25 protein-coding genes are annotated in these 25400 nt (G+C 48.1%); 22 read left to right on the top strand and 3 right to left on the bottom strand.

Translation table 11 applies throughout. The features are described 5' to 3' along the window. Nucleotides 1-131: 131 nt before the first annotated feature. The 14 genes from deoB to sigF all read left to right on the top strand — a co-directional run bounded on the left by deoB (nucleotide 132) and on the right by sigF (nucleotide 15510). On the top strand, nucleotides 132-1304 hold the full coding sequence (deoB, locus tag EDM55_RS17200; RefSeq protein WP_122960888.1) for a phosphopentomutase: 1173 nt from the start codon (nucleotides 132-134) through the stop codon (nucleotides 1302-1304). A 57-nt stretch (nucleotides 1305-1361) separates the two neighbouring features. After that, entirely contained in the window at nucleotides 1362-2171 is an 810-nt protein-coding gene (locus tag EDM55_RS17195; protein ID WP_092268174.1) for a purine-nucleoside phosphorylase, read from the top strand. Between the two features lie 25 nt (nucleotides 2172-2196). Further along, nucleotides 2197-3501, top strand: coding sequence for a pyrimidine-nucleoside phosphorylase (locus tag EDM55_RS17190; protein ID WP_122960887.1), 1305 nt, complete (start codon nucleotides 2197-2199; stop codon nucleotides 3499-3501). Between the two features lie 325 nt (nucleotides 3502-3826). Continuing rightward, nucleotides 3827-4297, top strand: a complete 471-nt coding sequence (locus EDM55_RS17185) for an Lrp/AsnC family transcriptional regulator (RefSeq protein WP_092268176.1) — start codon at nucleotides 3827-3829, stop codon at nucleotides 4295-4297. Between the two features lie 112 nt (nucleotides 4298-4409). After that, nucleotides 4410-6068, top strand: a complete 1659-nt coding sequence (locus EDM55_RS17180; protein ID WP_122960886.1) for a peptide ABC transporter substrate-binding protein — start codon at nucleotides 4410-4412, stop codon at nucleotides 6066-6068. Nucleotides 6069-6345: 277 nt separating this feature from the next. Next, complete coding sequence (locus EDM55_RS17175; RefSeq protein ID WP_092268177.1) at nucleotides 6346-7278, top strand: ABC transporter permease; 933 nt, start codon at nucleotides 6346-6348, stop codon at nucleotides 7276-7278. A 7-nt stretch (nucleotides 7279-7285) separates the two neighbouring features. Further along, nucleotides 7286-8203, top strand: a complete 918-nt coding sequence (locus tag EDM55_RS17170) for an ABC transporter permease (protein ID WP_092268178.1) — start codon at nucleotides 7286-7288, stop codon at nucleotides 8201-8203. A gap of 14 nt (nucleotides 8204-8217) precedes the next feature. After that, nucleotides 8218-9213, top strand: a complete 996-nt coding sequence (locus EDM55_RS17165) for an ABC transporter ATP-binding protein (protein WP_122960885.1) — start codon at nucleotides 8218-8220, stop codon at nucleotides 9211-9213. Nucleotides 9214-9227: 14 nt separating this feature from the next. Next, entirely contained in the window at nucleotides 9228-10187 is a 960-nt protein-coding gene (locus tag EDM55_RS17160; protein ID WP_122923120.1) for an ABC transporter ATP-binding protein, read from the top strand. Nucleotides 10188-10360: 173 nt separating this feature from the next. Further along, entirely contained in the window at nucleotides 10361-12451 is a 2091-nt protein-coding gene (locus tag EDM55_RS17155) for a methyl-accepting chemotaxis protein (protein WP_092268181.1), read from the top strand. 154 nt (nucleotides 12452-12605) lie between these two features. Then, nucleotides 12606-13793: a D-alanyl-D-alanine carboxypeptidase family protein gene (locus EDM55_RS17150; protein ID WP_092268182.1), complete on the top strand. Its 1188-nt coding sequence runs from the start codon at nucleotides 12606-12608 to the stop codon at nucleotides 13791-13793. A 148-nt stretch (nucleotides 13794-13941) separates the two neighbouring features. Beyond that, entirely contained in the window at nucleotides 13942-14292 is a 351-nt protein-coding gene (gene spoIIAA, locus EDM55_RS17145; protein WP_122960884.1) for an anti-sigma F factor antagonist, read from the top strand. Next, nucleotides 14293-14742, top strand: a complete 450-nt coding sequence (gene spoIIAB, locus EDM55_RS17140; RefSeq protein WP_092268184.1) for an anti-sigma F factor — start codon at nucleotides 14293-14295, stop codon at nucleotides 14740-14742. Between the two features lie 12 nt (nucleotides 14743-14754). Continuing rightward, nucleotides 14755-15510 carry an RNA polymerase sporulation sigma factor SigF gene (gene sigF / locus EDM55_RS17135; RefSeq protein ID WP_122960883.1) on the top strand — a complete coding sequence of 252 codons (756 nt, stop codon included), beginning with the start codon at nucleotides 14755-14757 and terminating at the stop codon, nucleotides 15508-15510. 91 nt (nucleotides 15511-15601) lie between these two features. Here sigF and EDM55_RS17130 read toward each other — a convergent pair whose 3' ends face one another. The 3 genes from EDM55_RS17130 to EDM55_RS17120 all read right to left on the bottom strand — a co-directional run bounded on the left by EDM55_RS17130 (nucleotide 15602) and on the right by EDM55_RS17120 (nucleotide 18612). Next, nucleotides 15602-16222: a polysaccharide deacetylase family protein gene (locus EDM55_RS17130; protein ID WP_092268186.1), complete on the bottom strand. Its 621-nt coding sequence runs from the start codon at nucleotides 16220-16222 to the stop codon at nucleotides 15602-15604. After that, nucleotides 16222-17607: a CgeB family protein gene (locus EDM55_RS17125; protein ID WP_170184309.1), complete on the bottom strand. Its 1386-nt coding sequence runs from the start codon at nucleotides 17605-17607 to the stop codon at nucleotides 16222-16224. Before EDM55_RS17125 ends, EDM55_RS17130 begins: the two co-directional genes overlap by 1 nt. Before the next feature lie 93 nt (nucleotides 17608-17700). Further along, nucleotides 17701-18612 (bottom strand): phosphotransferase family protein, encoded by a 912-nt coding sequence (locus EDM55_RS17120; protein ID WP_122960882.1) that lies wholly within the window; start codon nucleotides 18610-18612, stop codon nucleotides 17701-17703. Nucleotides 18613-18782: 170 nt separating this feature from the next. Between EDM55_RS17120 and EDM55_RS17115 the strand changes: the two genes are divergently transcribed. The 8 genes from EDM55_RS17115 (at nucleotide 18783) to lysA (ending at nucleotide 25348) form a co-directional block, all read left to right on the top strand. After that, nucleotides 18783-19397, top strand: a complete 615-nt coding sequence (locus EDM55_RS17115; RefSeq protein WP_092268189.1) for a stage V sporulation protein AA — start codon at nucleotides 18783-18785, stop codon at nucleotides 19395-19397. Beyond that, nucleotides 19394-19813: a stage V sporulation protein AB gene (locus EDM55_RS17110; protein WP_092268190.1), complete on the top strand. Its 420-nt coding sequence runs from the start codon at nucleotides 19394-19396 to the stop codon at nucleotides 19811-19813. Before EDM55_RS17115 ends, EDM55_RS17110 begins: the two co-directional genes overlap by 4 nt. 103 nt (nucleotides 19814-19916) lie before the next feature. Continuing rightward, entirely contained in the window at nucleotides 19917-20402 is a 486-nt protein-coding gene (gene spoVAC, locus EDM55_RS17105; RefSeq protein ID WP_092268191.1) for a stage V sporulation protein AC, read from the top strand. Nucleotides 20403-20415: 13 nt separating this feature from the next. Then, on the top strand, nucleotides 20416-21441 hold the full coding sequence (gene spoVAD / locus EDM55_RS17100) for a stage V sporulation protein AD (RefSeq protein ID WP_092268192.1): 1026 nt from the start codon (nucleotides 20416-20418) through the stop codon (nucleotides 21439-21441). Continuing rightward, the gene (spoVAE, locus tag EDM55_RS17095; RefSeq protein WP_092268193.1) at nucleotides 21441-21791 is read left to right on the top strand and encodes a stage V sporulation protein AE; all 351 of its coding nucleotides are present in this window, start codon (nucleotides 21441-21443) and stop codon (nucleotides 21789-21791) included. Before spoVAD ends, spoVAE begins: the two co-directional genes overlap by 1 nt. Nucleotides 21792-21823: 32 nt before the next feature. After that, the gene (gene spoVAEA, locus EDM55_RS17090; protein ID WP_092268194.1) at nucleotides 21824-22441 is read left to right on the top strand and encodes a stage V sporulation protein SpoVABEA; all 618 of its coding nucleotides are present in this window, start codon (nucleotides 21824-21826) and stop codon (nucleotides 22439-22441) included. Continuing rightward, nucleotides 22392-23861, top strand: coding sequence for a spore germination protein (locus EDM55_RS17085; protein WP_092268195.1), 1470 nt, complete (start codon nucleotides 22392-22394; stop codon nucleotides 23859-23861). The genes spoVAEA and EDM55_RS17085 overlap by 50 nt, the downstream gene beginning before the upstream one ends. Nucleotides 23862-24025: 164 nt before the next feature. Then, the gene (gene lysA, locus EDM55_RS17080; protein WP_092268196.1) at nucleotides 24026-25348 is read left to right on the top strand and encodes a diaminopimelate decarboxylase; all 1323 of its coding nucleotides are present in this window, start codon (nucleotides 24026-24028) and stop codon (nucleotides 25346-25348) included. The last annotated feature ends 52 nt before the right edge of the window (nucleotides 25349-25400 follow it).

The following is a 25400-nucleotide window of genomic DNA, read 5'->3' as shown; positions in this document are numbered from 1 at the left end:
AGGAAAAAGAGAGATACCTTAGGGAAAAACACTCCGTCGCGTTTAAAGACGGAGAATGCTTTTTGCATCAGGTCAGACGTCTGACGACTTGATCGCAAAATCTAATTTTCGTGGAACTGGAGGCGTTTGCATTGCGTTTTTCGCGAGTTTTTTTGATTGTGATGGACAGTGTAGGGATCGGTGAACTTCCTGACGCTCCGAAATTTAATGACGAAGGTGCTCATACACTTGGCCATATTGCGCAGCGAGTAGAAGGCTTCAGCCTGCCAAATCTGGCACAGCTTGGCTTGGGAAACATTGCGCCCCTGGAAAATGTCCCACCTGCCGCAGTACCTCACGCCCACTATGGAAAAATGCAGGAGATTTCCATGGGGAAGGATACCACGACGGGTCACTGGGAGATCATGGGTCTCCACGTGTCAACACCGTTTAATACGTACCCGGATGGTTTTCCAGAGAGCTTGATCCGTGAATTTGAGGAGCGGATTGGGCGCAAGGTACTGGGGAACAAGGTAGCGTCGGGAACAGACATTTTGGATGAGCTGGGCGAGGAACACATGAAGACGGGAAATGTCATCGTTTACACGTCTGCAGATAGCGTATTCCAGGTGGCTGCTCACGAAGAAGTTATTCCATTGGAGGAGCTGTACCGCATTTGTGAAATCGCTCGTGAACTGACTTTGCGCGACGAGTTTGCGGTGACACGTGTCATTGCGAGACCGTTCGTAGGACAGCCTGGAAGCTTCTCCAGAACTTCCAATCGTCACGACTATTCGGTCAAGCCATTCGCACCCACTGTTATGAACCGTTTGCAGGATGCGGGATTGACTTCGATTGCAATCGGAAAAATTAGTGATATTTACGCAGAAGAGGGAATCACAAAATCCATTCGTACCAAGGACAACATGGATGGCGTGGATCAACTGCTGAAAACGATGAAGGAATCCTTTACCGGAATAAGCTTTGTCAACCTCGTCGATTTTGACGCGAAATTCGGGCATCGCCGTGACCCGCAAGGCTACGGAGAAGCGCTCATGGAGTTCGACGCACGTATTCCAGAGCTGCTGTCCGCCCTGCAGGAAGGAGATCTGCTCCTGATTACAGCTGATCATGGGAACGATCCTGTTCACCATGGCACGGATCACACGCGTGAGTATGTCCCTCTGCTTGCCTACCATAAAGGTTTGACAGTAGGTTCGGATCTGGGAATTCGGGAAACCTTTGCGGATTTAGGAGCAACGATCGCGGACAACTTCGGAGTGGAAGCACCTGTCATAGGAAAAAGCTTCCTAAGTCATTTATAAAGATAAAGCATTTATAAACATTTATATAGAAGAAACAGAAAAAAAGGAGTGTTTTACATGGCGAATTTTCATGAAGCAGTAGCCTATATTCAACCAAAACTGGAAGAAAAACCTACGATCGGCTTGGTGCTTGGATCTGGCCTCGGCGTTCTTGCAGATGAGATTGAGAATCCTGTTATCATTCCGTACAACGAAATTCCAGGATTTACGGTATCGACTGTCGTTGGACACAAAGGACAGCTTGTTATCGGAAAGCTGCAAGGCAAGCAAGTTGTAGCGATGCAAGGCCGTTTTCACTTCTACGAAGGACACGGTCTTGATGCGGTAGTCTTCCCGATCCGCGTCATGAAGCTGCTCGGTGTCGAAACCATTATCGTCACAAATGCAGCAGGGGGTATTAACGAGAATTACGATCCGGGCAACCTGATGCTCATTTCCGACCATATCAACATGACATTCCGCAATCCATTGATTGGACCAAACGATGATGAGATGGGCGCGCGCTTCCCAGACATGTCCGAGGCTTACTCAAAAGAGCTTCGTCAGATTGCAAAACAGGTAGCAAGCGAGCAAGGCATCGAGCTGCGGGAAGGGATATATGTAGGACTGCTGGGTCCAAGCTATGAGACACCGGCAGAAATCCGCATGCTGCGCATCCTCGGTGGAGACGCAGTAGGAATGTCGACAGTACCGGAAGTGATTGTAGCGCGTCATATGGGCGTGAAAGTACTGGGAATTTCTTGCATCAGCAATATGGCAGCGGGCATTTTGGAGCAGCCTCTGTCCCATGATGAAGTCATGGAGACAACTGAAAAAGTAAAAACGCAATTTTTGGCATTGGTGAACGGGATCGTCGCCAAACTGTAAGCGGTAACCTAAGGAGGGACCTGGAATGCGCATGGTCGATATTATCGCCAAGAAAAGAGATGGCGGCGAGCTGACAACAGAGGAAATTCAGTTTTTGGTGACGGGATACACCGATGGGACCATTCCCGATTACCAAATGTCTGCCTGGGCAATGGCTGTCTTTTTCCGTGGGATGACACCTCGCGAAACAGGCGATTTGACGATGGCAATGGCAGGGTCTGGCGAGCAGCTGGACCTGTCTTCGCTGTCCGGAATCAAGGTGGATAAGCACAGCACAGGAGGAGTAGGCGATAAAACGACACTCGTCGTGGCTCCACTCGTTGCGGCAGCAGGCATTCCTGTAGCAAAAATGTCCGGGCGTGGTCTGGGCTATTCGGGCGGTACGATTGACAAGCTGGAGTCGTTTGCCGGATTTGCGGTGGAACGTTCGCGAGAGCAATTCCTGCAGCAGGTCCGCGATATTGGCGTATCCGTCATCGGACAATCAGGGAACCTCACACCAGCGGACAAAAAGCTGTACGCCCTGCGTGATGTGACAGCGACCGTAGAAGCGGTACCGCTGATTGCAAGCTCCATCATGTCCAAAAAAATCGCCGCCGGTGCTGATGCAATTCTGTTGGATGTAAAAGTGGGCAAGGGTGCGTTTATGAAAAGTATCGAGGAAGCAGAAGTGCTGGCAAAAGCGATGGTAGATATCGGAACACAGGTAGGAAGAAAGACAGTGGCAGTCATCAGCGACATGAACCAGCCGCTTGGTTTTGCTGTGGGCAATGCGTTGGAAGTAAAGGAAGGGATCGACACGCTGGCAGGAAAAGGTCCGCGTGACTTGACGGAGCTTGCGCTGGCAATTGGTTCACGCATGCTTGTTTTAGGTGGTCTCGTCGAGGATGAGCAATCAGGCAGAGCCAAGCTGGAAGAGATCATGGCATCCGGAAAAGCGGTAGAGAAGCTGGCGCAAATGGTAGAAGCGCAGGGTGGAGACAAGAGTGATGTTTACGAGACATCTCGTCTTCCGAAAGCCGCGATCATCCATGAGCTGGTGGCTTCCGATGATGGATACGTTGCGCAGATTGATGCGGAGGCAGTGGGACATGCATCCGTTGTTTTGGGTGCGGGCAGATTGACGAAAGAAATGGCCATCGATCTGGCCGTTGGCATGGTGCTGCACAAAAAACGGGGGGATCAGGTAAAAGCTGGCGACATCCTCATGACCATTCATGCCAACAAAGAGGAGCTTTTGGCCAGCGCCCTCCAGGAGCTGGAAGGGGCAATCGTGATTTCGACAAAGCCTCCTGTCGATCAACCGTTAATTTATAAAATTATTGGATAAGACCGTTATGTGATTGACAAAGAAGATGGGGGTGCACTAGGCAGTCTGCATCCCCATCTTTTTATGTGTAAATATACAGTTTTCAGAGTTATTATGGTTGATATTATTCACGTTTTCCTATTCAATATGTATTACCGATAGTTTTTTTGATCAGTTAAAAAATATTTGATTGTTCATATGCTCTTTATAATGTTTTATATTTCTACTTGTCAAATTTCGTTGACACCGCTATCAATTCAGATTACTATTAATGTATCAAAGATATTGTTAAAGATTTTTTCGAATTTCGTAAAAAAAGGATGGAGGTTCCCGAAAAATCGTATTTATGAAAAAGCTGGACCAGGTTGACAAGCAGATCCTGCAAATTTTACAGGAAGACGGACGAACACCGTATACAGAAATCGCGCATCAACTTGGTGTAAGTGAAGGTACGATTCGTTCTCGAATCACACGACTGTTACAGGATGGGGTCTTCCAATTCGTGATTCATCCTGACCCTGAAAAGCTAGGGTTACATGTACAGGCCATTATTGGACTTACCACAAGGCTCGGCATGCAGAAAAATGTCGCCGAAGAATTGAGCAGAATATCTGCCGTGCGTTTTGTGGGTGCGTTTAGCGGTAAGCACGACTTGATCATCCAAGCGTGTTTCCATAGCAATGACGAACTGATCACCTTTGTCAACGAACGACTCTCTCAAATTGAAGGGATTGCTGCAGCGGATGTTTCTCTGGAACTGAAGCAGTACAAAGATTCCTTCTCTTTCGTTCAGGATGACGAGGTGACCTTGCAGTGAAAGGGGTTGATGCCTTCCAGCCGAAGTCGCTTTGCTTCGCTTGATGTTCCTTTTTTCGTCCTTTATTTTCTGAAAAAAAGACAAAACAGAAAACGTACTGGGGGTAATTGCGTTGAAAAAGAATATTTTTGCATTGGTGAGTTCAGTAGCAGTACTCGGAACGGCTTTGGCTGGTTGCGGTGGCGGCCAAGAAGCAGCTAAACCTGCAGAACAGCCAGCTGGCAACACACAAACCCAAGCACCTGCTGCTGCACCTGCTGCAGAGAAAAAACCACAAGTCCTGAGAATGAATCTGCACTCCGAGCCGCCAACAGCGGACCCTGGAATTGCGGAAGACACCACTTCCGGTGCAGTAATTCTGGCTACCTTTGACGGTTTGACACGGATTGGCGGAGATGAAAAGCCGCATGAAGCAGCAGCGGAAAGCTATACGGTTTCTGACGACCAGCTGACCTATACCTTCAAAATCCGTGATCACAAATGGAGCAATGGAGATCCAGTAACAGCGAAGGACTTTGAATATGCTTGGAAGCGTGCTCTCGATCCAAAAACAGCTTCCAACTACGCATATCAACTGTATTACGTGAAAAACGGGGAAAAAGCGAACAAAGGCGAAGCAAAGCTGGACGATGTGGGAGTGAAGGCACTCGACGACAAAACGCTGGAAGTGAAATTGGAGAATCCTACTCCATTCTTCCTGGAACTGCTCGCATTCCGTACTTACTTCCCAGTCAATCAAAAAGTGGTTGAAGGAAATGAGAAATGGGCAGGCGAAGCTGCAACACACGTAGGTAACGGACCATTCAAAATGGAGTCCTGGGAACATAAGAGCAAAATGGTGCTCGTGAAAAACGACAACTATTGGGACAAGGACAATGTGAAGCTCGACAAAATCGAGTTCTCGATGGTAGAGGATGAAAATACTGAATTGTCCATGTTTGAAAATGGTGAGCTCGACTGGGCCGGTGCACCAATGAGCGCATTGCCTACCGATGCAATCCCTGCTTTGAAAGAGCAGAACAAAATTACTACCAAGCCAATCGCAGGTACTTACTGGTACAAGTTCAACACAGAGAAGCCACCGTTTAACAACGTGAAAATTCGTAAAGCGTTTGCGTTCTCAATTGACCGTCAAGGCTTGATTGACAACATCCTGCAAACGGGCCAAATTCCAGCTACGGGTGCAGTACCTCCTTCCATGGTGTTGAATCCAAATGGCTACTTCAAGGACAACGACCAAGCAGAAGCGAAAAAGATGCTGGAAGAAGGTATGAAAGAGCTAGGGATTTCCAAACTGCCTGCCATCACACTGTCGTATAATACATCTGAAGCTCACAAAAAGATTGCAGAAGCAATCCAAGACCAATGGAAGAAAAACCTTGGCGTCGATGTAAAACTCGAAAACAAAGAGTGGAAAGTATACCTCGAAGATTTACACAATGGTAACTTCCAAGTCGGACGCATGGGCTGGCTGGGTGACTTCAATGACCCAATCAACTTCCTGGAGCTGTACAAAGACAAGATGGGTGGAAACAACGATACTCGTTGGGAAAATCCGAAGTACAAAGAGCTCTTGAACCAATCCGCATTGGAATCTGATCTGGACAAACGTAAACAGATCCTGGCTGATGCTGAACAAGTACTGATGGATGATATGCCAATCATGCCAATCTACTTCTATACACAATCTTGGGTACAAAATCCAAGCGTAAAAGGCGTTCAAATGACAGGTTTGGGCGACGTAGACTGGAAAGGCGCTTACATCGAGTAGTACCGTTTTCTATACCACGTATAAAGATTCTGCTTGAAGGAATCGGGCTTGGTAGCGAGAGGGTGTATGGTAGACCATATACCCTCTCGTATTCCGACCCTTTCCATATAAATTAGATGGCGAAAAGCCAGTAGAGAAAAAATATGATTGCAAGAGATCATAATTTTTGGGTTATTTACACAGCCGATTTTTGCACTGTGTGTCGGCTTGCTTTACGCAGTGTAAAGATGGGAAGTGGAAGCATTCATTCATAATTTTTGTCAAGGGGGTAAGTTAGTTGATCCGTTATCTTGGTAAGCGCATCATCTTCATGCTCATCTCACTCTTCTTGATCGTAACGGCGACCTTCTTCATCATGAAGGCAGTCCCTGGTGGACCGTTCACGTCAGAGAAAAATGTTCCGGATGAGATCAAAGCGGCTCTGGAGGCCAAATACAAACTCAACTTGCCGATGCATGAGCAGTACTTCAACTACTTGAAAGGTGTTGTGACCTGGGATTTGGGTCCTTCCTTCACGGAAAAATCTTCGACAGTCAATGAAATGATCAGTCGCGGTTTCCCTGTCTCTGCACACTTGGGTGCGCAAGCGCTTTTACTGGCTATTTTCGGAGGTATTATACTGGGTGTCATTGCAGCGCTAAAGCATAACAAGTGGCAGGACTACTCCGCGATGGTCATAGCGGTTTTGGGACTATCGGTACCGGGGTTCATCCTGGCATCCTTCTATCAGTACTTCTTCTCCATTAAATGGGGCTTGCTGCCAATTGCGAAGTGGGAAGGTTTTGAATATACCATTCTTCCATCCCTGGCACTTGCTGCTTCTCCAATGGCGTTTATCGCTCGTCTGACTCGTTCCAACATGATTGAGGTATTGGGTCAAGATTACATCAAGACAGCGAGAGCAAAAGGGTTGCACACCATGACCATCACGATCAAACACGCAATCCGTAATGCATTGTTGCCAGTCATTACTTACCTGGGTCCATTGATTGCCAACATTTTGACAGGGGCATTCGTTATTGAGCGTATCTTTGGTGTTCCTGGTCTTGGTCGTGAGTTTGTTCTTTCTATTACAAACCGTGACTATACCGTAATTATGGGTACAACTGTATTCTACTCCATCATCCTGGTCGTAATGATCCTGATCGTTGACGTAGCGTACACATTGGTTGACCCGCGGATTAAGCTGGCAGATGCAGGAAGGGAGTAATGATAAGATGCAACAATTGACGAAAGAGCATTTTGAGCCAATTTCTGTTGACCTTCGCCAATCGGAAGCTATCAAACGTCCCAGCCTGTCATTCTGGGCTGACGTGTGGCGCCGTTTGAAAATGAATAAAGTGGCAATGGCATCCCTGATCTTTATCGTAGTGCTGATCGTTGCCGCGATTGTCATTCCTTTTGTAACCAATAATGACTATTTTACGACTGATCTGGCAGGAAAGAACAAAAAACCATCTGTTGAACACTGGTTTGGTACAGACGATCTTGGACGCGACATGTTCGTTCGTATTTGGTACGGCGCACGTATCTCGCTTGAAGTAGGTCTTGCAGCAGCGTTTATCGACTTGGTCATCGGCGTAATCTGGGGCGGTCTCGCAGGTTTCTACGGTGGCAAAGTGGATGAGATCATGATGCGTATTGCCGATATTTTGTTTGCAATTCCATATCTTCTCGTTGTTATTTTGCTCATGGTTGTGTTAGAACCAGGAGTAGGGACAATCATTATCGCCTTAACGATAACCGGATGGATCGGGATGGCCCGAATTGTACGTGGTCAGATGCTCCAGCTGAAATCTCAGGAGTTTGTACTTGCAGCGCGTTCTTTGGGTGCTGACGCAAACCGTTTGATCTTCAAGCACTTGATTCCAAACGCATTAGGTCCAATCATCGTAACATTGAGTTTGACTGTACCTTCTGCTATCTTCGCAGAATCCTTCCTTTCCTTTATTGGATTGGGGGTAGCAGCACCTGTTGCATCCTGGGGCACGATGTCGTCCGAAGGTCTGCCGGCCATGAAGTACTATCCATGGCGTTTGATGTTCCCGGCATTGTTTATCTCCGTGACCATCTTGGCATTTAACTTGTTCGGTGACGGTCTGCGCGACGCAGTAGACCCACGCCTGCGGAAATAGGAGGGATCATCGTTATGGAACGCATTCTTGATGTAAAAGACCTGCATGTCTCCTTCCATACGTATGCAGGGGAAGTAAAGGCAGTACGCGGTGTAAATTTCCACGTGAACCGCGGGGAAGCAGTTGCGATCGTAGGGGAGTCCGGCTGTGGGAAGTCCGTAACCGCTCAAACTCTGATGAAACTGATTCCAATGCCTCCTGGTGATATTAAAAAGGGAGAAATCCTCTTTAATGGCGAGGACATCGTCAAAAAGTCGAATAAAGAAATGGAAGGCATTCGCGGTAAAGAAATCGGAATGATCTTCCAGGATCCAATGACCTCTCTGAACCCAACCATGACGATTGGGAGCCAAATTACAGAGGGCTTGGTCAAACACCAAAATATGAGTCGCACAGCTGCTCGTGATCGTGCTATCGAGCTTCTGACGATGGTAGGAATCCCACAACCGGAAAAACGCATTGAGCAATATCCGCATGAATTTTCCGGCGGGATGCGTCAACGTGCGATGATCGCCATCGCGCTGGCATGCTCTCCAAAGCTTCTGATCGCCGACGAGCCAACAACAGCACTCGACGTTACCATTCAAGCGCAAATTCTCGATCTGATGAAAGACCTGCAAAAGAAAACAGGTACTTCCATCATCCTGATTACGCATGACCTGGGCGTTGTAGCGGAAATGTGCGATCGCGTCATCGTGATGTACGCAGGGAAAGTGATTGAAACGGGAACCGTAGATGATATTTTCTACAACCCACAACACCCATACACAAAAGGTTTGCTGCGCTCTGTTCCGCGTCTTGACCTGAACCGCGACGAGCCATTGACTCCGATCTTCGGAACGCCGCCGGACCTGTTGCGTCCACCAGTTGGCTGTGGCTTTACAGCACGTTGTGAGTCTGCGATGCGTGTGTGCCAAGAAATCGATCCTGACTTGAACGAAGTCAGCACGTCCCAACGAGCAGCTTGCTGGCTCCAGCATCCGCTTGCTCAGAACCGCGCAGGATCGTAGGAGGAGGGTAAACAGTGGATAACCGTGATACGCTGATTGAAGTCCGCAATTTGAAGAAGTTTTTTACCATTGGTGATAATACACTGAAAGCTGTTAATGATATCTCTTTTGAAATTAAACGCGGTGAAACGCTTGGTGTCGTAGGGGAATCTGGCTGTGGGAAGTCCACAGCTGGCCGTACCCTGCTCCGTCTGTACGATGCGACTGAAGGCGATGTACTGTTTGAAGGCAAGAGCATCATGAACCTGAACAATCAAGAGATGAAGGCGATGCGCCGCAACATGCAAATGATCTTCCAAGACCCATACGCTTCGTTGAACCCGCGTATGACAGTAGGGGATATCATCGGTGAGGCGCTGGATATTCATAATCTGGCTTCCGGTCAAAAACGGAAAGAGCGCATCCAAGAGCTGCTGTCCTTGGTGAGCTTGAACCCAGAGCATATGAACCGCTTCCCGCATGAATTCTCCGGTGGTCAGCGTCAACGGATCGGGATCGCTCGTGCGCTGGCAGTAGAACCGAAGTTCATTGTTTGTGACGAGCCGATCTCTGCGCTGGACGTTTCCGTACAAGCGCAGGTAGTCAACCTGCTCGAGCAGTTGCAGGAAAAAATGGGTCTGACGTACATGTTCATTGCCCATGACCTGTCCATGGTGAAATATATCTCCGACCGCGTAGCTGTTATGTACTTGGGCAAGATGGTGGAGCTGGCTGAAAGTGATGCCTTGTATGAAAAGCCACTTCACCCATACACGCAAGCATTGCTGTCTGCGATTCCGATTCCGGATCCGGAAATCGAGCGTAACCGGGAGCGCATTGTACTCCAAGGGGACGTACCGAGCCCGATGAATCCGCCAAGCGGCTGCCATTTCCGCACCAGATGCCCGAAAGCAATGCCAGAGTGCGCTGCTTCCGTGCCACAATGGAAAGAAATCGAGCCAGGCCACTTTGCTGCTTGCCATTTGTATAACTAAGACTTTTAGCGGGTTCTCAAGCCATCCGGCAGGGAACTCGCTTCCTTTTCAGAAAGTGGTTTTACCTCTGATAAAAACGGGTATGATACCCAGGAGCATACTTATCAGAGGTATTTTTTTCTGCATTTGATCTGGTAAAATGTAGAGTATTTAGCAAAAGGGGGTAAGTATTAATGAAAAAATTCTCACTTCCTCGTAGGAAGACGAAGGGATCGGGTTCTGGAAACGGAAACTTCTCAAAGCTGTTTCAGAAAATCCAATCCCTAACAAAAAAATCAACAGGACAGCTCCAGGGCTCCCTCGCGACAAAGATGATTGTATTCGGTCTTATACTCGTACTTATCATTATCGGTTCCTTGCAATACATAGCGCTTTCCTTTTCAAAGTCAACTTTAATTAACATTACTTCCAATCAAGCTAAAATGTTAGCCGAGCAGCATGCTACCAGCATGAATGACTGGCTGCAAGGAATTGTTGATTCTACAGAGACCGCCGCTTCCAAGCGAGTGATGACGACAGAGCTAGAACCGCTTATTATGGAACAGTTCAGTTTGCTGCGGCAAAGCCACAAAGAGATCTCCAAGATCTACCTGATCGACAGTGCGACCGGGAAATCCATTTACTCCCTTACCGGGAAAAACGAGATCAATTTCAAAGAAAAGAAATACTTTAATGATGCAATCAGTTCAAAGGCCACTGTTGTTTCGGATGAGGAAATTGTCGAAGGAATTAATAAAAGTTTTCTTTATATTTCGACACCGGTTGGCGAGCAGAACAAAGATGCGTCGCGGGTATTTGTTGTGGGATTCACAATCGATCAAATCGTGGAGAAAGCACAAGAGATTCCGTTCATGCAAAATGGCTATGCCTTTGTGGTTCGACCAGATGGTTTGGTTGTCGCGCATAAAGATGCGGAGCAAAACAACAAGCTTACACTGGCTGGAAAAAGCGAGTACAGCGATATGCTGGAAATGCTGAAAAATGACACAAGCAACAGCCTGCAGTACAAAGACCATGGAGTGGCTAGCTTTGCCGCATTTGCACCGATTCCCATTTTGCACTGGCATGTCGTTCTTTCGACGGGGGTCGATGAGGTGTATGGTGAGGTTAACAGCATGGGTTGGTACTTTGCACTCATCAGCATTCCTGTCATCGGGATATCTGTATGGCTGATCTGGTGGTTTGCCAAGCGCATCCGTTCGTCTCTGTACGCAATTGCCAAGGATATGGACCGGATCGGCGCAGGACAGTTCGACGTCCATGTTGACGTAAAAGGCAACGACGAGCTGGCCATGGTAGGGCGAAAAATGAACGAAATGGCTGCAGAGCTGCGTAACCTGATTGCCTTGGTGCAAGGACAAGCCAATCAGCTGAACATCGCAACGGACGAGCTGACCTTGTTTGCAGAGGAAAACAAGGGAGCTATTCAGGTTATTACGAATAACATCTCGTCCATTGCCGACCGCGTTTCTACACAAACGAATGAAGTACAAGCGACTGCCCATACTGTTTCTGAGATATCGCAGGGCGTGGAACAGGTGGCTGTTTCGGCAGAGTCCACTTCCGTTGCGACGACACGTACCTTTGAGCGCGCACAGGGCGGCTTGCAGCTGGTAGAGGATGTTATCAGTACCGTACGTCAGGCCACCACAGAGGTCGAGCGTACGGCAGTACAAATGCACAGCCTTCGTGAGAGAGCTCGTCAGATTACGAGCATCGTAGAAATGATCAGTGGCATCGCATCGCAGACGAACCTGTTGGCGCTAAACGCTGCGATTGAAGCAGCCCGTGCAGGAGATGCCGGTCGAGGCTTCTCGGTTGTTGCGAGTGAAGTTCGCAAGCTGGCTGAGGAGAGCAGCTCTTTCTCCGAACGGATCGCTTCCATCGCCCACTCCATCAACGATGAAGCCATGGATATGACGCAGCATATGGACGAAATCGTGACGATGGTCAGCGGTGGCTTGAAATCAGTTGAGTCAGTTGGCACCGCTTTCCAAAATATCGTAGCGGATATTCAATCGGCCGCAGAGCAAAGTGAATCGATGACGGCCACATCCGAGGAAATGGCAGCAGGCAACCAGGTTGTGACCAACTCGATGCAGCGACTTGCGGTGATGTCGGATGAAATCAGCGACTCCATTACCGGCGTAGTCGAAACGGTAGACGAACAGCTGAATTCGATTGCTCGCATCAATGAGAATGTAGAACAGCTGAAAAAAATGGCGGACGAGCTTACCGAGAATGTGCGCCGCTTCGTTATCTAATACAAGAATCCCTTCTGCTTTTGGCAGGGGGATTTTTTGTTTGCTGCCAGCCAAATTTCGCTGGAAGTAGAGCTTGGCAAATCCACGTTTTCAAGTGAATATTTTCCTATGCCATTGGTGAGAATAAAACCATGAATGGAGGGAAGAGACTGCTATGAAACGGAATGGATATCTCGCTCTATGCTTCATCATGTGTTTCACCTTCTTTTCTCCGATGGCTGTAAGGGCTGCTGAGAAGTCTGGACCGCAGACTGGAGAGATGAATTTTGCACCGCACGCCCGATCAGCTGTCATGATCGAAGCGGATACGGGCACGGTTCTGTACGACAAGAATGCGAATGAAAAAATGCCGCCTGCCAGCATCACCAAAGTGATGACGATGCTCCTCATTATGGAGGCAGTGGAACGAGGAGAATTAAAACTTACGGATAAAGTGAGAGCAAGCGAACGGGCTGCTTCCATGGGCGGATCGCAAATTTTTCTCCAGCCGGGTGAAGAAATGACGGTGGAGGATATGATTAAAGGCATTGCGATTGCCTCCGGAAACGATGCCTCTGTCGCGATGGCGGAACATCTGGGAGGGACAGAGGAAGGCTTTGTCAACCGTATGAATGAACGTGCGAAGCAGCTAGGCATGAAAAACACCCATTTTGTGAACTCGAATGGGCTGCCTGCTGAAAACCATTATTCCTCTGCACAAGACATTGCCATCATGTCAAGAGAGCTATTGAAGCACGAAGGAATTACACGGTTTACAGGTACCTATCAGGACTACCTGCGCAAGGATAGTGCAAATCCGTTCTGGCTAGTAAATACAAACCGATTGGTGCGTTTTTACGAAGGCGTAGACGGCTTGAAAACAGGCTACACAGGGGAAGCCAAGTATTGCTTGACCGCAACGGCTAAGCGCAATAATATGCGAGTCATCGCTGTCGTCATGGGGGAACCGGATGTAAAAACGCGCAATAACGAAGTGGCTACGATGTTTAATTACGCGTTTACCCATTTCCAGGTCATGCCGATGTACAAAAAAGGGGAAGCTGTCCAGCCCATCACGGTGGACAAAGGCCAGCAGCCACAAATTAATGCAATTACTCCTCATTCCGTCAGTATGCTGATGAAAAAAGGAGAATCGGCTGACCAATACACGAAGGAAATCGTTCTGGATCAACGCGTCAATGCACCGGTCAAGCAGGATCAGGTCATTGGTCATATCTTTATCCGAGCGAAGGATGGGAAAGAAGTGAACCGGATCGATCTGTATCCCGAGCAAGCAGTGGCAAAAGCAGGTATGTGGGAGATTCTTAAGCGGACCACCAAGAATGTATTTATCAGCTACTAGGCAGACACCATGAACGCGAAAAGAATCGAGTTGCCTCGAATGGAATACTGTGGCTGCTCGATTTTTTTGTTCTTTTGTCGACTGGCAGGAATTGGTTAAGACGAAGAAGAAAGAGACTTTCATTACGGGATGAAGGAGTGAGTCAGCTATGAGTTTGCGCATCGCGATGGAGACCAAGCAGGATGTGCTGGTAATCCGTTTGCAGGGAGAGCTGGACCATCATACGGCAGAAGAGCTGCGCGGTAAGGTGGATGAAATTTTGCGCACGCCCCATATTCGCCATATTGTATTGAGCTTGGCTGAATTAACGTTCATGGACAGTTCAGGCATCGGAGTCATTTTAGGCAGATACAAGCAAATATCCGCACGCTCGGGGGACATGTACGTGACCTCCATCAATCCTACGATTTACCGGATTTTTGAGATGTCTGGCTTATTTAAAGTGATTAAGTTTCGTGAAAACGAAGCAGATGCTCTGCTCGTCCTGGGGGTGGCGTAAATGATGGCACAACGAAATTTTATGTCCGTGTCGTTCGCAGCGTTAAGTCAAAATGAAGCGTTTGCCCGTGTAGCGGTCGCCTCGTTCATTTCTCAGCTGGACATTACGATGGACGAGCTAGAGGAGATCAAGACGGTGATTTCTGAGGCAGTGACCAATGCGATTATCCACGGGTACGACGAAAATCCAGAGGGTGTGGTACATATCTCTGTGCAAATTGACGAGGGAACCATCGACATCGTCGTGGAAGACAAGGGAAAAGGGATCGAAGACGTGGAGCAAGCCATGCAGCCATTGTATACAACCAAACCGGAGCTGGAGCGTTCTGGAATGGGTTTCACCATTATGGAGAATTTCATGGATTCTTTGGAAGTGGCGACTTCCGTCGGTAAAGGGACGACAGTTCGCCTAACCAAACGCCTGTCGTTTGCCAAAGCCTTGCAAAATTAGGGGTAGTGCCAAATGGGTGCTGATATCAAAAATGCGAGTCAACCATTTCTGACCAATGACCAAGTGAAAGAGTTAATCGCCAAGAGCCAAGACGGTGATGCTGACGCACGTGAGCTTCTTGTAAACAGTAACATCCGGCTGGTCTGGTCCGTCGTCCAACGTTTTATAAACCGTGGCTATGAAGCAGATGACCTGTTTCAGATCGGTTGTATCGGTTTGCTCAAAGCCGTCGACAAGTTTGATCTTTCCTATGACGTGCGTTTCTCGACGTATGCTGTTCCCATGATCATTGGGGAGATCCAACGGTTTTTACGCGATGACGGAACTGTCAAGGTGAGTCGATCGTTGAAGGAAACAGCGAACAAGGTAAGACGAGCAAAAGATGAGCTGTACAAAGAGTTTGGCCGTGCCCCCACGATCGCCGAGGTAGCGGACGCTGTGGGAATTACGCCGGAGGAAGTGGTCTTTGCTCAGGAAGCGAGCAGAGCCCCGACTTCCATTCACGAAACTGTCTTTGAAAACGACGGAGATCCGATCACCTTGATCGATCAGATTGCGGATGAAGGCGTAAACAAGTGGTTTGAGAAAATCGCCCTAAAGGATGCGATCAGCCGCTTGAGTGAGCGCGAGCAGCTCATTGTCTATCTGCGCTATTACAAAGATCAGACGCAGTCAGAAGTGGCAGAGAGGCTTGGAATTTCGCAAGTTCAGGTATCGCGTTTGGAGAAGCGCATCCTACTTACAATCAAGGACCAAATTGAACACTAGGCAGCGAAGTAGCACGTAAAAATGATGAACATAAGAAACGGCCAGATCCCAGTACGCTTACGGGAACGGCCGTTTCTTATTTTAGAAGATATTAACCATAGGCTTGAAGGTGGAGTAATTGGGGAATGGTGGAAAAAGTAAAACCTCTTTCCCTTAGTACTTCGATAATATAAGGGAGTGCTTCTAACGTTCCTTGCACCGTCTCGGCGGGGCCGGAGCAATGCTGAAGTACGATGGATCCATCCCGTACATGACCAAGTATATTTTTCGCAACCTGGGGACCAGTAAGTCCTTTCCAGTCCCAACTATCGATATCCCAGAGGAGGACTTCATGATCAAGCGAAGCAATTTTCCTGACGACTTCATCATTCAAATCGCCGTATGGTGGCCGAAATAACCGAGTTTTCACACCAGCCACACGAATGATTTCTTCAGTCGTACGCAAAACTTGAGCCTGCACTTCGGACACGGGCAATTGTGTCAAATACGGATGATCCCAGGTGTGATTACCGATGATATGCCCTTCATCCTTAATACGCCTCAGAATCTGAGGATTTCTCTGCACTGCTTTGCCAACACACATGAATGTTGCGTGAACTCGATAATTATCCAAAACATCGAGAATGCGCGGTGTCCATATATGATCAGGACCATCATCAAAGGTAAGAGCCACTTCTTTTGGCCTTCGTAAGATTGGGTCACCACGTTCCATTACGTTCTCCCCGTTCCATCATCCTCAATTTTGAGAAGCTGGTTTTCATAGATGGTATCAGAAGTAAGATGATTCCAGCTTTTTATGTGTTCGACTGAAATTCCGTACTTCTTGGAAAGATTCCAAAGAGTGTCTCCTCGTTTTACGAGATGAGTTTGAACCTTTCGACCATTTCCGCGTTCATGGTCTTCCGCTGCTTTCTCACTGACGAATAGGCAATCATCGACATAAATCATATCTGATGCAAGTTTATTCCAGCTTTTAATTTGCTCGACAGTGACTCCATATTTTTGGGCGATCTTCCAAAGCGTATCTCCCTTTATTACGTGGTGCTTTGCCATTTTCTCTTTTTTATCATAGATATTCGCATTTCTCTCTTTACCGGAGAGCTCAATCCGCTCTTCCCTTTGCAAGATTCCATCCTCCAGCAAGACGGTAATCATATACTCAGCTCGATGACGATAGGTGGCATTACTTACAGCAATTCTACCTTGCTCACGAATAGGTTTACACTCTTCTGGGTGATCCAAGTAGTGATGTATGAATCGTAATGTTTCTTCAGGTGAAGAAGAAGCCACGAGGTCAATACCCGGAGTGAACAAACGCCGAATTTCAGGCGTGTTTTGAGTGAGGAGAAATCCACCTGACCCTAGTATTTCGTAGGTTCTTTGAGTAACCTGGCTCTGATAATTCTGCAAGCCGATGATGATATCAGAAGAGCTGTAGACTTTATTCGCTTCTATATAAGGCAAATACCCATACTGCCACTCGCGAGGGATATCAACTCCCAGATACGGCTTCATTTTATCCCAATCACGACCATAAAAATTGATTCGTATCTGCTCCTGAAGCAGTGGACGAATCAGTGTATGGAGAGAAGTTAGTCGATAATGATCGGGATATTTTTCGAATACATGGGGATAGGCATTTGCAACTACAGAAATAGTACTTCGATAGCGAGGCTGACTCTCGACGGGATAATGGACACTTCTATGATGCCCGAAATCCATGTGGGCTGCCTTAATTCCTAAGCTGTTGTAATGCTTCACCCAGTCCTTAGAAATCGTAAATACAAAATGAGGCATGACCATCCGAATCAATGGCAAAGTAAAGCTCACAGCAAAGGTGGGGTCTTCCGTAGCCCAGTAAACAAGTGGAATGTCGGTGGCATGAACGTATTTTTGGATCCAATTTTGTCGTTGAAAAGTGTGCTCCGGTCCCCAACCCATCATGAGGATCAAATGAGGCCGGAATTCAGCAATCATCTTCGGAATGTTTTCTTCGGTTAATGGACCTGAGATCTTGACTTGGTGTCCAGCATCACGAAATCCGTTTGGTAATCCGTGGATCCACATCGGGTGGCTTTCCAAAAACAAAACACGCATGTTTTCACCTCAGATGATGGAGTGCATTTTTCTCAATACCATATGCACTGACTTGCAGACTAGAGACGACTGTACTAGATGGGCTATCGTAATTTAGGCCCTATCTTTCTTAGCTATAAACCTGAGCTTTTCTAAGGCGCTCTGGATCATTCTTGGATCGTTTGCTTCGATTCCATAAAGGAGCTTCCAAAAACTCATGACTTTTAAGTAAAACTCGTTAATACGTTTGAAGAATGCTTGATCAATGGGTGCACCGTAGTACCTTATGACCTCTGTCGCAAATTCCTTTCCATATGCTGAGTGCAGTCCGACAAAATCATAGGCCGGGTCTCCCGCCCACATGGAGCCAAAATCGATTACTCCAGAGATAGCTTTTTGCCTGGAATTGTACAAAATATGATCGGGTTTAAAATCATTGTGCAATAAACACGGTGAAAAGAGAAAATAATTGGAGTCAGTTAAAAAGTCGGTAAATACGTGATCCGTCCAGGCAACGAGGTGGGGGTCCATATAGGGAAAGGCTGTCCTCGTAATTTTTTCGTGAATTCTTTGCCATGTTTTAATCGTACCGGAACTATCTAACGTCGTTGGAAATGCTTTTTCTAATGGAAAGGAATGAAGGGCGGTCAAAAACTCTCCAAGTTGGCAGGCAAGCCGCTCCTGCTGAAATTTAAGTATAGATCGCAATGTTACAGGCATGAGAGGATCACCTTGGATAAGAGGGTAAGCGACGTAAGGAATTTCGTCTGTAGGACTTGATTCGTATACAAAATGAGGAATCGGTATAGGCAATGTTGGGCGCAAAGCAGGTAAAATGCGTTGCTCTATTTGCAAGGTTCTTTTTGCGCTGTCTGTGCGAGGAAAACGGAAAACCATACGCCCTCCTACGATGATTACAAGGTTAGACCAACCGGATTCATTTACGCTGATAGATTCTGTTGAAAGAACAGAATATCGCGTTTTAATCAAGGTAACTAACTTCTCGACTAGCAGCAATTCACTCATCCTCTCGACTGTCAGCCTCGATGATACATTATATGAGCCTGTGAACAAAAGGGAAGGAGTATGTGTCTTACGATTGGCCTAATTGATACTACCTTTCGATAAGGAATAGCATTTGAGGAGGGGCACATACTACCGTATACAGGAGAGGGAGCAAGAAGGAGGGGGTTATTTTGAAAGAGCCGATGTTTTTACGGCTGCGCAAGCGCTTGGCTGTCAAACCCGAGGCGCTGATCACGATGGGTGATGTCTGTCAGATTTACTGGAATGGAGAAAGGGAAGAGGCAATCAAGCGCATGCCGATCTACCGGGTGAAGCCAGAGGATGGCAACCTGATCATTATTGACATTATGCAAGTCATCCAGCGGCTCCGTTCTGCCTATCCGGAGGTGGAACTGGATATCCAGGGAGCACCTCAGCTTATTGTGGAGGTACTTAACCCAAGAAAGAATGCCAACCCGGTGCTCGTGGTCCTGGTATGGATTCTTCTGTTTGTCGGATCCGGTTTGGCGATCATGAATTTTCATACTGACGTGAGCATGCTTCAGGTCCATCAGCGAATCTATACGCTTATTACAGGCTTGGAGAGCAAACAGCCACTCTGGCTGCAGATTCCGTATTCGATCGGTATCGGCATGGGGATGATCCTGTTTTTTAATCACATTTTCAAGAAGAAAATTAACGAAGAGCCCAGCCCGCTTGAAGTCGAGCTGTTCATGTATCAACAAAGTCTCGATCAATACTACCTCCAGCACGAGAACAAGGAAAATCAGCGGACCAAGACATGAGTATCTGGATCACGGTGCTGCAGGTGCTCATCGGGCTGGGTGGCGGTCTTGCTGTCGGAAGCGGTTTGGTAGCGTTTATTACTGTGCTGGATATCATACCGCGCTTGACGCAGCTCACAAATGCTCACCGCTATATTCGCGCATTCGAGTGGTCCTTAGTCATGGGAGCTCTCTTTTTCACGCTCATTGATTTTTTTCATTGGGGTGCGAGACTTCCCTTGTTCGTATCGTCGATTTACGGGATATTTGCTGGTATCTTTGTCGGTACTTTGGCAGCTGGCTTAACCGAAGTACTGAACGTATTTCCGATCCTCGCCAAGCGTTTACATATGGATGGCAAGCTGCTCTATTTGCTGATGGCAGTCGTATTTGGCAAAGTGACAGGCTCGCTTTTGCAATGGTTTCTTCACTTGTGAACTGGTAAATACCTCTATTCATAGGCATCTTTTGAAAAAGGAAGGATATAGGTACAGTTGACATACTGGGCAATGAATCATAGTGAACAAAGGAGTGAAAAATGTGGCGACCAAAACAAAGTCCAAACCTATCGGGTCCATGCAAATGACCAAACAGCTATATCAGCAGCAGGCTTCCAAATACCAGCCGAAGCGAAACGTGCTGTTAAATTCCATCCGTGCTTTTTGGGTAGGGGGAGCCATATGTCTGTTTGGGCAAATCCTGCAAAATATGTACATTCACTTTTTCGGCTTTACGGAAAAAACGGCAAGCAATCCGACCGTGGCGACGCTCATTTTTATCTCGGTTTTGCTGACCGGGCTTGGGGTTTATGACAACATCGGTCAATACGCAGGCGCAGGCTCTGCCGTTCCTGTAACCGGCTTTGCCAACTCGATCGCAGCGGCAGCCATTGAGCACCGTAGCGAAGGCTTTGTGCTCGGTGTCGGCGGCAACATGTTCAAGCTCGCCGGGTCCGTCATTGTTTTCGGAGTGGTGGCCGCATTCATCGCCGGTATTATTAAAACCTTGTTCAAAATGATCTTCTGAGGGAGGGAACGCGGTGGATAGCAAAAAGCAAGTGTCCCGTATCAATCGGCAAACATGGCATTTCGCACAGGATGTTCGCTTGCAGGCATCAGCAGTGGCGGTAGGTCCCAAAGAAGGGGAGGGACCGCTGGCTGCCTTGTTTGACAAAATACACGACGATATGTACGCCGGTCAGCAGACGTGGGAGGACGCGGAAAAGCAGTTGATGGAGGATGCCGTGACGATGGTCCTGCAGAAAGCCAAGATCACGGAAAAGGACGTAGATGTCATTCTCGCAGGGGATTTGCTCAATCAAAATATCACGACCAACTTCACGGCGGAAAAGCTGGCGATACCTTTGCTCGGAATGTATGGTGCCTGCTCGACTTCGATGCTGACTTTATCGAATGCGGCCGCACTGGTCAACGCAGGCTACGCAAGCAAGGCTATCGCAGCCTGCAGCAGCCACAATGCGACAGCAGAGAGGCAATACCGCTATCCAACGGAATACGGCGGTCAAAAGCCGCCCACGGCACAGTGGACGGTGACGGGCTCGGGAGCAGGTCTCGTTGGCATAGGCGGCAATGGACCGCGCATCACCTATGCCACGTTGGGAAAGGTCATCGATATGGGGATTAAAGATCCATTTGACATGGGTTCGGCTATGGCTCCGGCTGCTGTGTCTACCTTGCAGACACATTTTCAGGACACGGGTCGATCTCCTCAGACCTACGATCTCATCGTAACGGGAGATCTTGCTTCCGTGGGGTATCCGATCGTGAAGGAGCTGATGCTCAAAGACGGATACAAGATGGAGCCTGTCTACAACGACTGCGGTTTGATGGTGTACTCTCCTGACCAGGACGTCTTCGCTGGCGCGAGTGGTTGCGCGAGCAGTGCTGTGGTTACGTACAGCTATATTATGGATCAGCTGCAAAAAGGGTTGCTGAAGAAAGTTTTGATTTGCGCAACCGGTGCGTTATTGAGTCCGGTCAGCTATCAGCAGGGACATTCCATTCCGTGTATCGCTCATGCGGTAGCACTCGAAGGAGGCATATGATGGAATACGTGATTGCGTTTGTCATTGGAGGTCTCGTTTGCGTAGTCGGTCAGCTGCTTATGGACGTTGCCAAGCTGACTCCTGCACACGTGATGAGTACGTTGGTCGTGACGGGGGTCGTCCTTGATTTCATTGGGGTCTACGACAAGTTTATTGACTTCGCCGGGGCGGGTGCAACGGTCCCGATCACGAGCTTTGGGCATTCTCTCTACCACGGGGCGATTGGCGAGGCTGAACGGCACGGTCTGATTGGGGTCGTGACGGGAATCTTTGAAGTGACCAGTGCAGGGATCTCGGCAGCGATTGCTTTCGGCTTTTTAGCTTCACTCGTGTTCAAGCCAAAAGGATAACCGAGTTTCGCACGTAGAGGCGGTGAAAGAGGATGGATCAAGAGCCACGAAAGGTAATTCTGGTGACAGACGGGGACCACGTCGCGCAAAAGGTAGTTGAAACGGTAGCCAGAGAGCTGGGAGGCCGATGCATTTCTCTTTCTTCCGGCAATCCGACGCCGCTTCGTGGTAAGCAAATGGTCGAGCTGATTAAAATGAGTCCACACGACCCCGTCATCGTCATGTTTGATGACAATGGAGACTTTGGGCAGGGGCGAGGAGAGCAGGCCATCGAGTATGTGGCCAAGCATCCGGATATTGAGGTGATCGGTGCGATCGCTGTGGCTTCCAATACGCGCTCTGTACAGGGGGCGACAGTCGCCTATTCCGTCGACAATCACGGACAGATCGTGGAAGAAGCTGTAGATAAGGATGGCTATGCGGATCAGGAATTAAAGCATCGAATCTATGGGGATACCGTAGATATTTTGAACTCTCTTCAGATCCAAAATGTAATTGGCATCGGAGACATCGGAAAGATGGAAGGCAAGGACAGCCTGAGTAAAGGATGCCCGATCACCAGAATAGCCGTGCAATGGATTTTGGAAAGGAGCAAAGTTCATGACCCAAGTAACGGAGAAGCGTCGTCCCATCTCAGAGAGGATCGATGAGAACAAAGCCTATTTGAATGATCGGCTTGGCATTGGCACCAGCTTTGATATCGGTGCACACGAATTTTTTATCGGAGGCACCCAAGTCGTCCTGTATTACATAAATGGGTTCGCAGACAGCCATTTGATCACACAAATCATGCGAGATTTAAATGATTTGAGGGGGAGAGACGTCCAAAACAATATTTTTGACCACCTGTTTTACAAATACATTCCTTTTTTCCAGCTCCAAAAAGTATCAAAAACGGACGAGTTCATGGACAAGCTGTTAGTTGGACAAATTGGGTTGATCATGGACCATTCTTCCGAAGCAATTATCATGGATGCGAAAGTGCTCCCGGTTCGCTCCCCACAGGAACCGGATACAGAGAGAATCGTAAGGGGGGCGCATGACGGTTTTACGGAAGCTTTGGTGATGAATACCGTACTCACTCGGCGGAGAATACGCGATGAGAGACTTCGCTTTGAAATTATGCAAATTGGCGAGCGAACCAAGACGGATGTAGCTGTGGCGTATTTGCAGGATGTTGCGAATCCAAAGCTCGTAGACACCCTAAAGGAACGATTGCAAAACATTCAAATCGACGGGATCCCGATGGCCGAGAAGACGGTCGAGGAATTTATTATCGGAAAGACGTTCAATCCATTCCCCATGGTCCGGTATACGGAGAGGCCGGATGTGGCAGCCGTTCATTTATTGGAGGGACACGTCCTCATTTACGTCGATAATTCACCCAGTGTGATGATCACTCCCGCGACCTACTTTCATCATGTTCAGCATGCGGAAGAATATCGGCAAACGCCAGTTGTGGGAGCTTACCTGCGATGGGTTCGCTTTTTTGGTATCTTTGCATCTCTTTTCATTCTACCGGTCTGGCTGCTGTTGGTTATGCATCCGTCCATGATTCCAGATCAGCTCCATTTTATAGGGATTAAAGACAAAGGGAGCATACCGTTATTGGCGCAATTTATGATGGCTGAGATCGGGCTTGATTTGATGAGGATGGCGGCCATTCACACTCCAGCTCCCTTGTCAGTGGCTATGGGACTCTTGGCGGCTATTCTAGTGGGGGATGTAGCGATCAAGGTTGGATTGTTTGCCCCAGAAGTCATCCTCTATCTAGCGGTAGCCGCCATCGGGATGTTTGCAACCCCCAGCTATGAGTTGAGTCTGGCCAACCGCTTGGTGCGGATCTTTTTGATCCTGATGGTAGGCTTCTTCTCAACTCCAGGGCTCATGATCGGGTTCATGGTTGTATTGATTGGACTGGCAGGTACGCGCTCTTTGAACACGCCGTATTTGTGGCCATTCATCCCGTTCAACTACAAAGGATTCAAAGACATCCTGATCCGAATCGCGGTTCCGAGTAAGAACAACCGGCCAAGCATTGTCCGATCGCAAAATAGTTCCAGGCAATAATATTCTGAAAACGGCAGTGAACACCCATTGTCAAATGAACGTCCATGTAGTACATTTGGATGGGAAGCCTTACGGGGCCTGGTATGTTCGGCAACTGACACTATTGTCGGTTGCCTTTCTCTATAGGAGAGATTCGTCGCAGAAGAATTGGGGAGGAAAGACACATGTTTTTACACGGGACAAGTCGAGTAAACGAGCAGGGGAACCTGGAAATTGGCGGCTGTGACACAACACAATTGGCAGCACAATACGGAACACCACTCTATGTATACGATGAAGCACAGATTCGCAGCAAGTGCCGTGATTATGTTGAGGCGTTCCGTAAATCTGGCTTTGCTTTTCAGGTAGCTTATGCCAGCAAGGCTTTCTGTACAATGGCGATGTGCAAATTGGTGGAAGAGGAGGGCTTGTCTCTCGATGTGGTATCCGGGGGAGAGCTGTATACAGCTTTGCAAGCGGGTTTCCCGGTAGAGCGTATCCATTTCCATGGAAACAATAAATCTCTCGATGAAATCGTAATGGCACTCGATGCCAAAATCGGTTGCTTCGTCGTCGATAATTTTTATGAACTGCACCTGCTTGACCACTTGGCAGCAGAACGCGGAGAAAAGGTATCTGTTCTGCTGCGCGTGACTCCTGGTGTGGAAGCTCATACCCATGAGTACATCTCTACGGGACAGGTTGATTCAAAATTTGGATTTGATGTGAAACACGGTCAAGCACTGGAAGCAATGAAATTTGCTCATGAAAGCAACCATCTGCATTTGCTCGGTGTTCACAGTCATATTGGCTCCCAAATTTTTGAGACGGACGGCTTTATCGTTGCGGTACAAAAGCTCACAGAACTGCTGGGTGCAGCAAAAGATTCCTTTGGATTTTTGCCTGAGGTATTGAATGTTGGGGGTGGCTTTGGTATTCGCTATGTAGACGGCGATACACCACAGCCTGCTGAAACGTACATCAAGGCAATCACAGACACGGTGAAAGCAGAGCTGAACGCTCGTCATATTCCGCTTCCTGAACTGTGGATCGAGCCAGGCCGCAGCATCGTCGGCGACGCAGGCACGACTCTGTACCGAATCGGTTCCCAAAAAGAAATTCCAAATGTCCGTAAATACATCGCGGTAGACGGTGGCATGACTGATAACCTCCGACCTGCTTTGTACCAGGCCGAGTATGAAGCAGCGATCGCGAACAAAATGAATGAAGCTGCGACAGAAGTGGTGTCCATCGCAGGAAAATGCTGCGAATCCGGTGATATGCTGATTTGGGATGTCAAGCTTCCTGCGGCGGTTGCCGGAGACATTCTGGCTGTCCCGAGCACAGGTGCCTATGGCTACGCCATGTCAAACAACTACAACCGCATCGCCCGTCCAGCAGTGGTATTCGTAAAAGAAGGCGAATCCGAGCTGGTGGTTAAGCGTGAGAGCTATGCAGACGTCGTTGGTCATGACCTGCTGCCGAAACGAGCTCAATTGCAGCGGTAATGAGGAAGAGAAATGAGCCTCCCTGGCTATGTGAACTGCACCCCGTCAAGTA

The organism is Brevibacillus centrosporus, from assembly GCF_003710815.1.
GTDB lineage: Bacteria > Bacillota > Bacilli > Brevibacillales > Brevibacillaceae > Brevibacillus > Brevibacillus centrosporus.
Note: the sequence above shows the minus strand (reverse complement) of the source record. Positions and strands in the feature narration are given on the sequence as shown.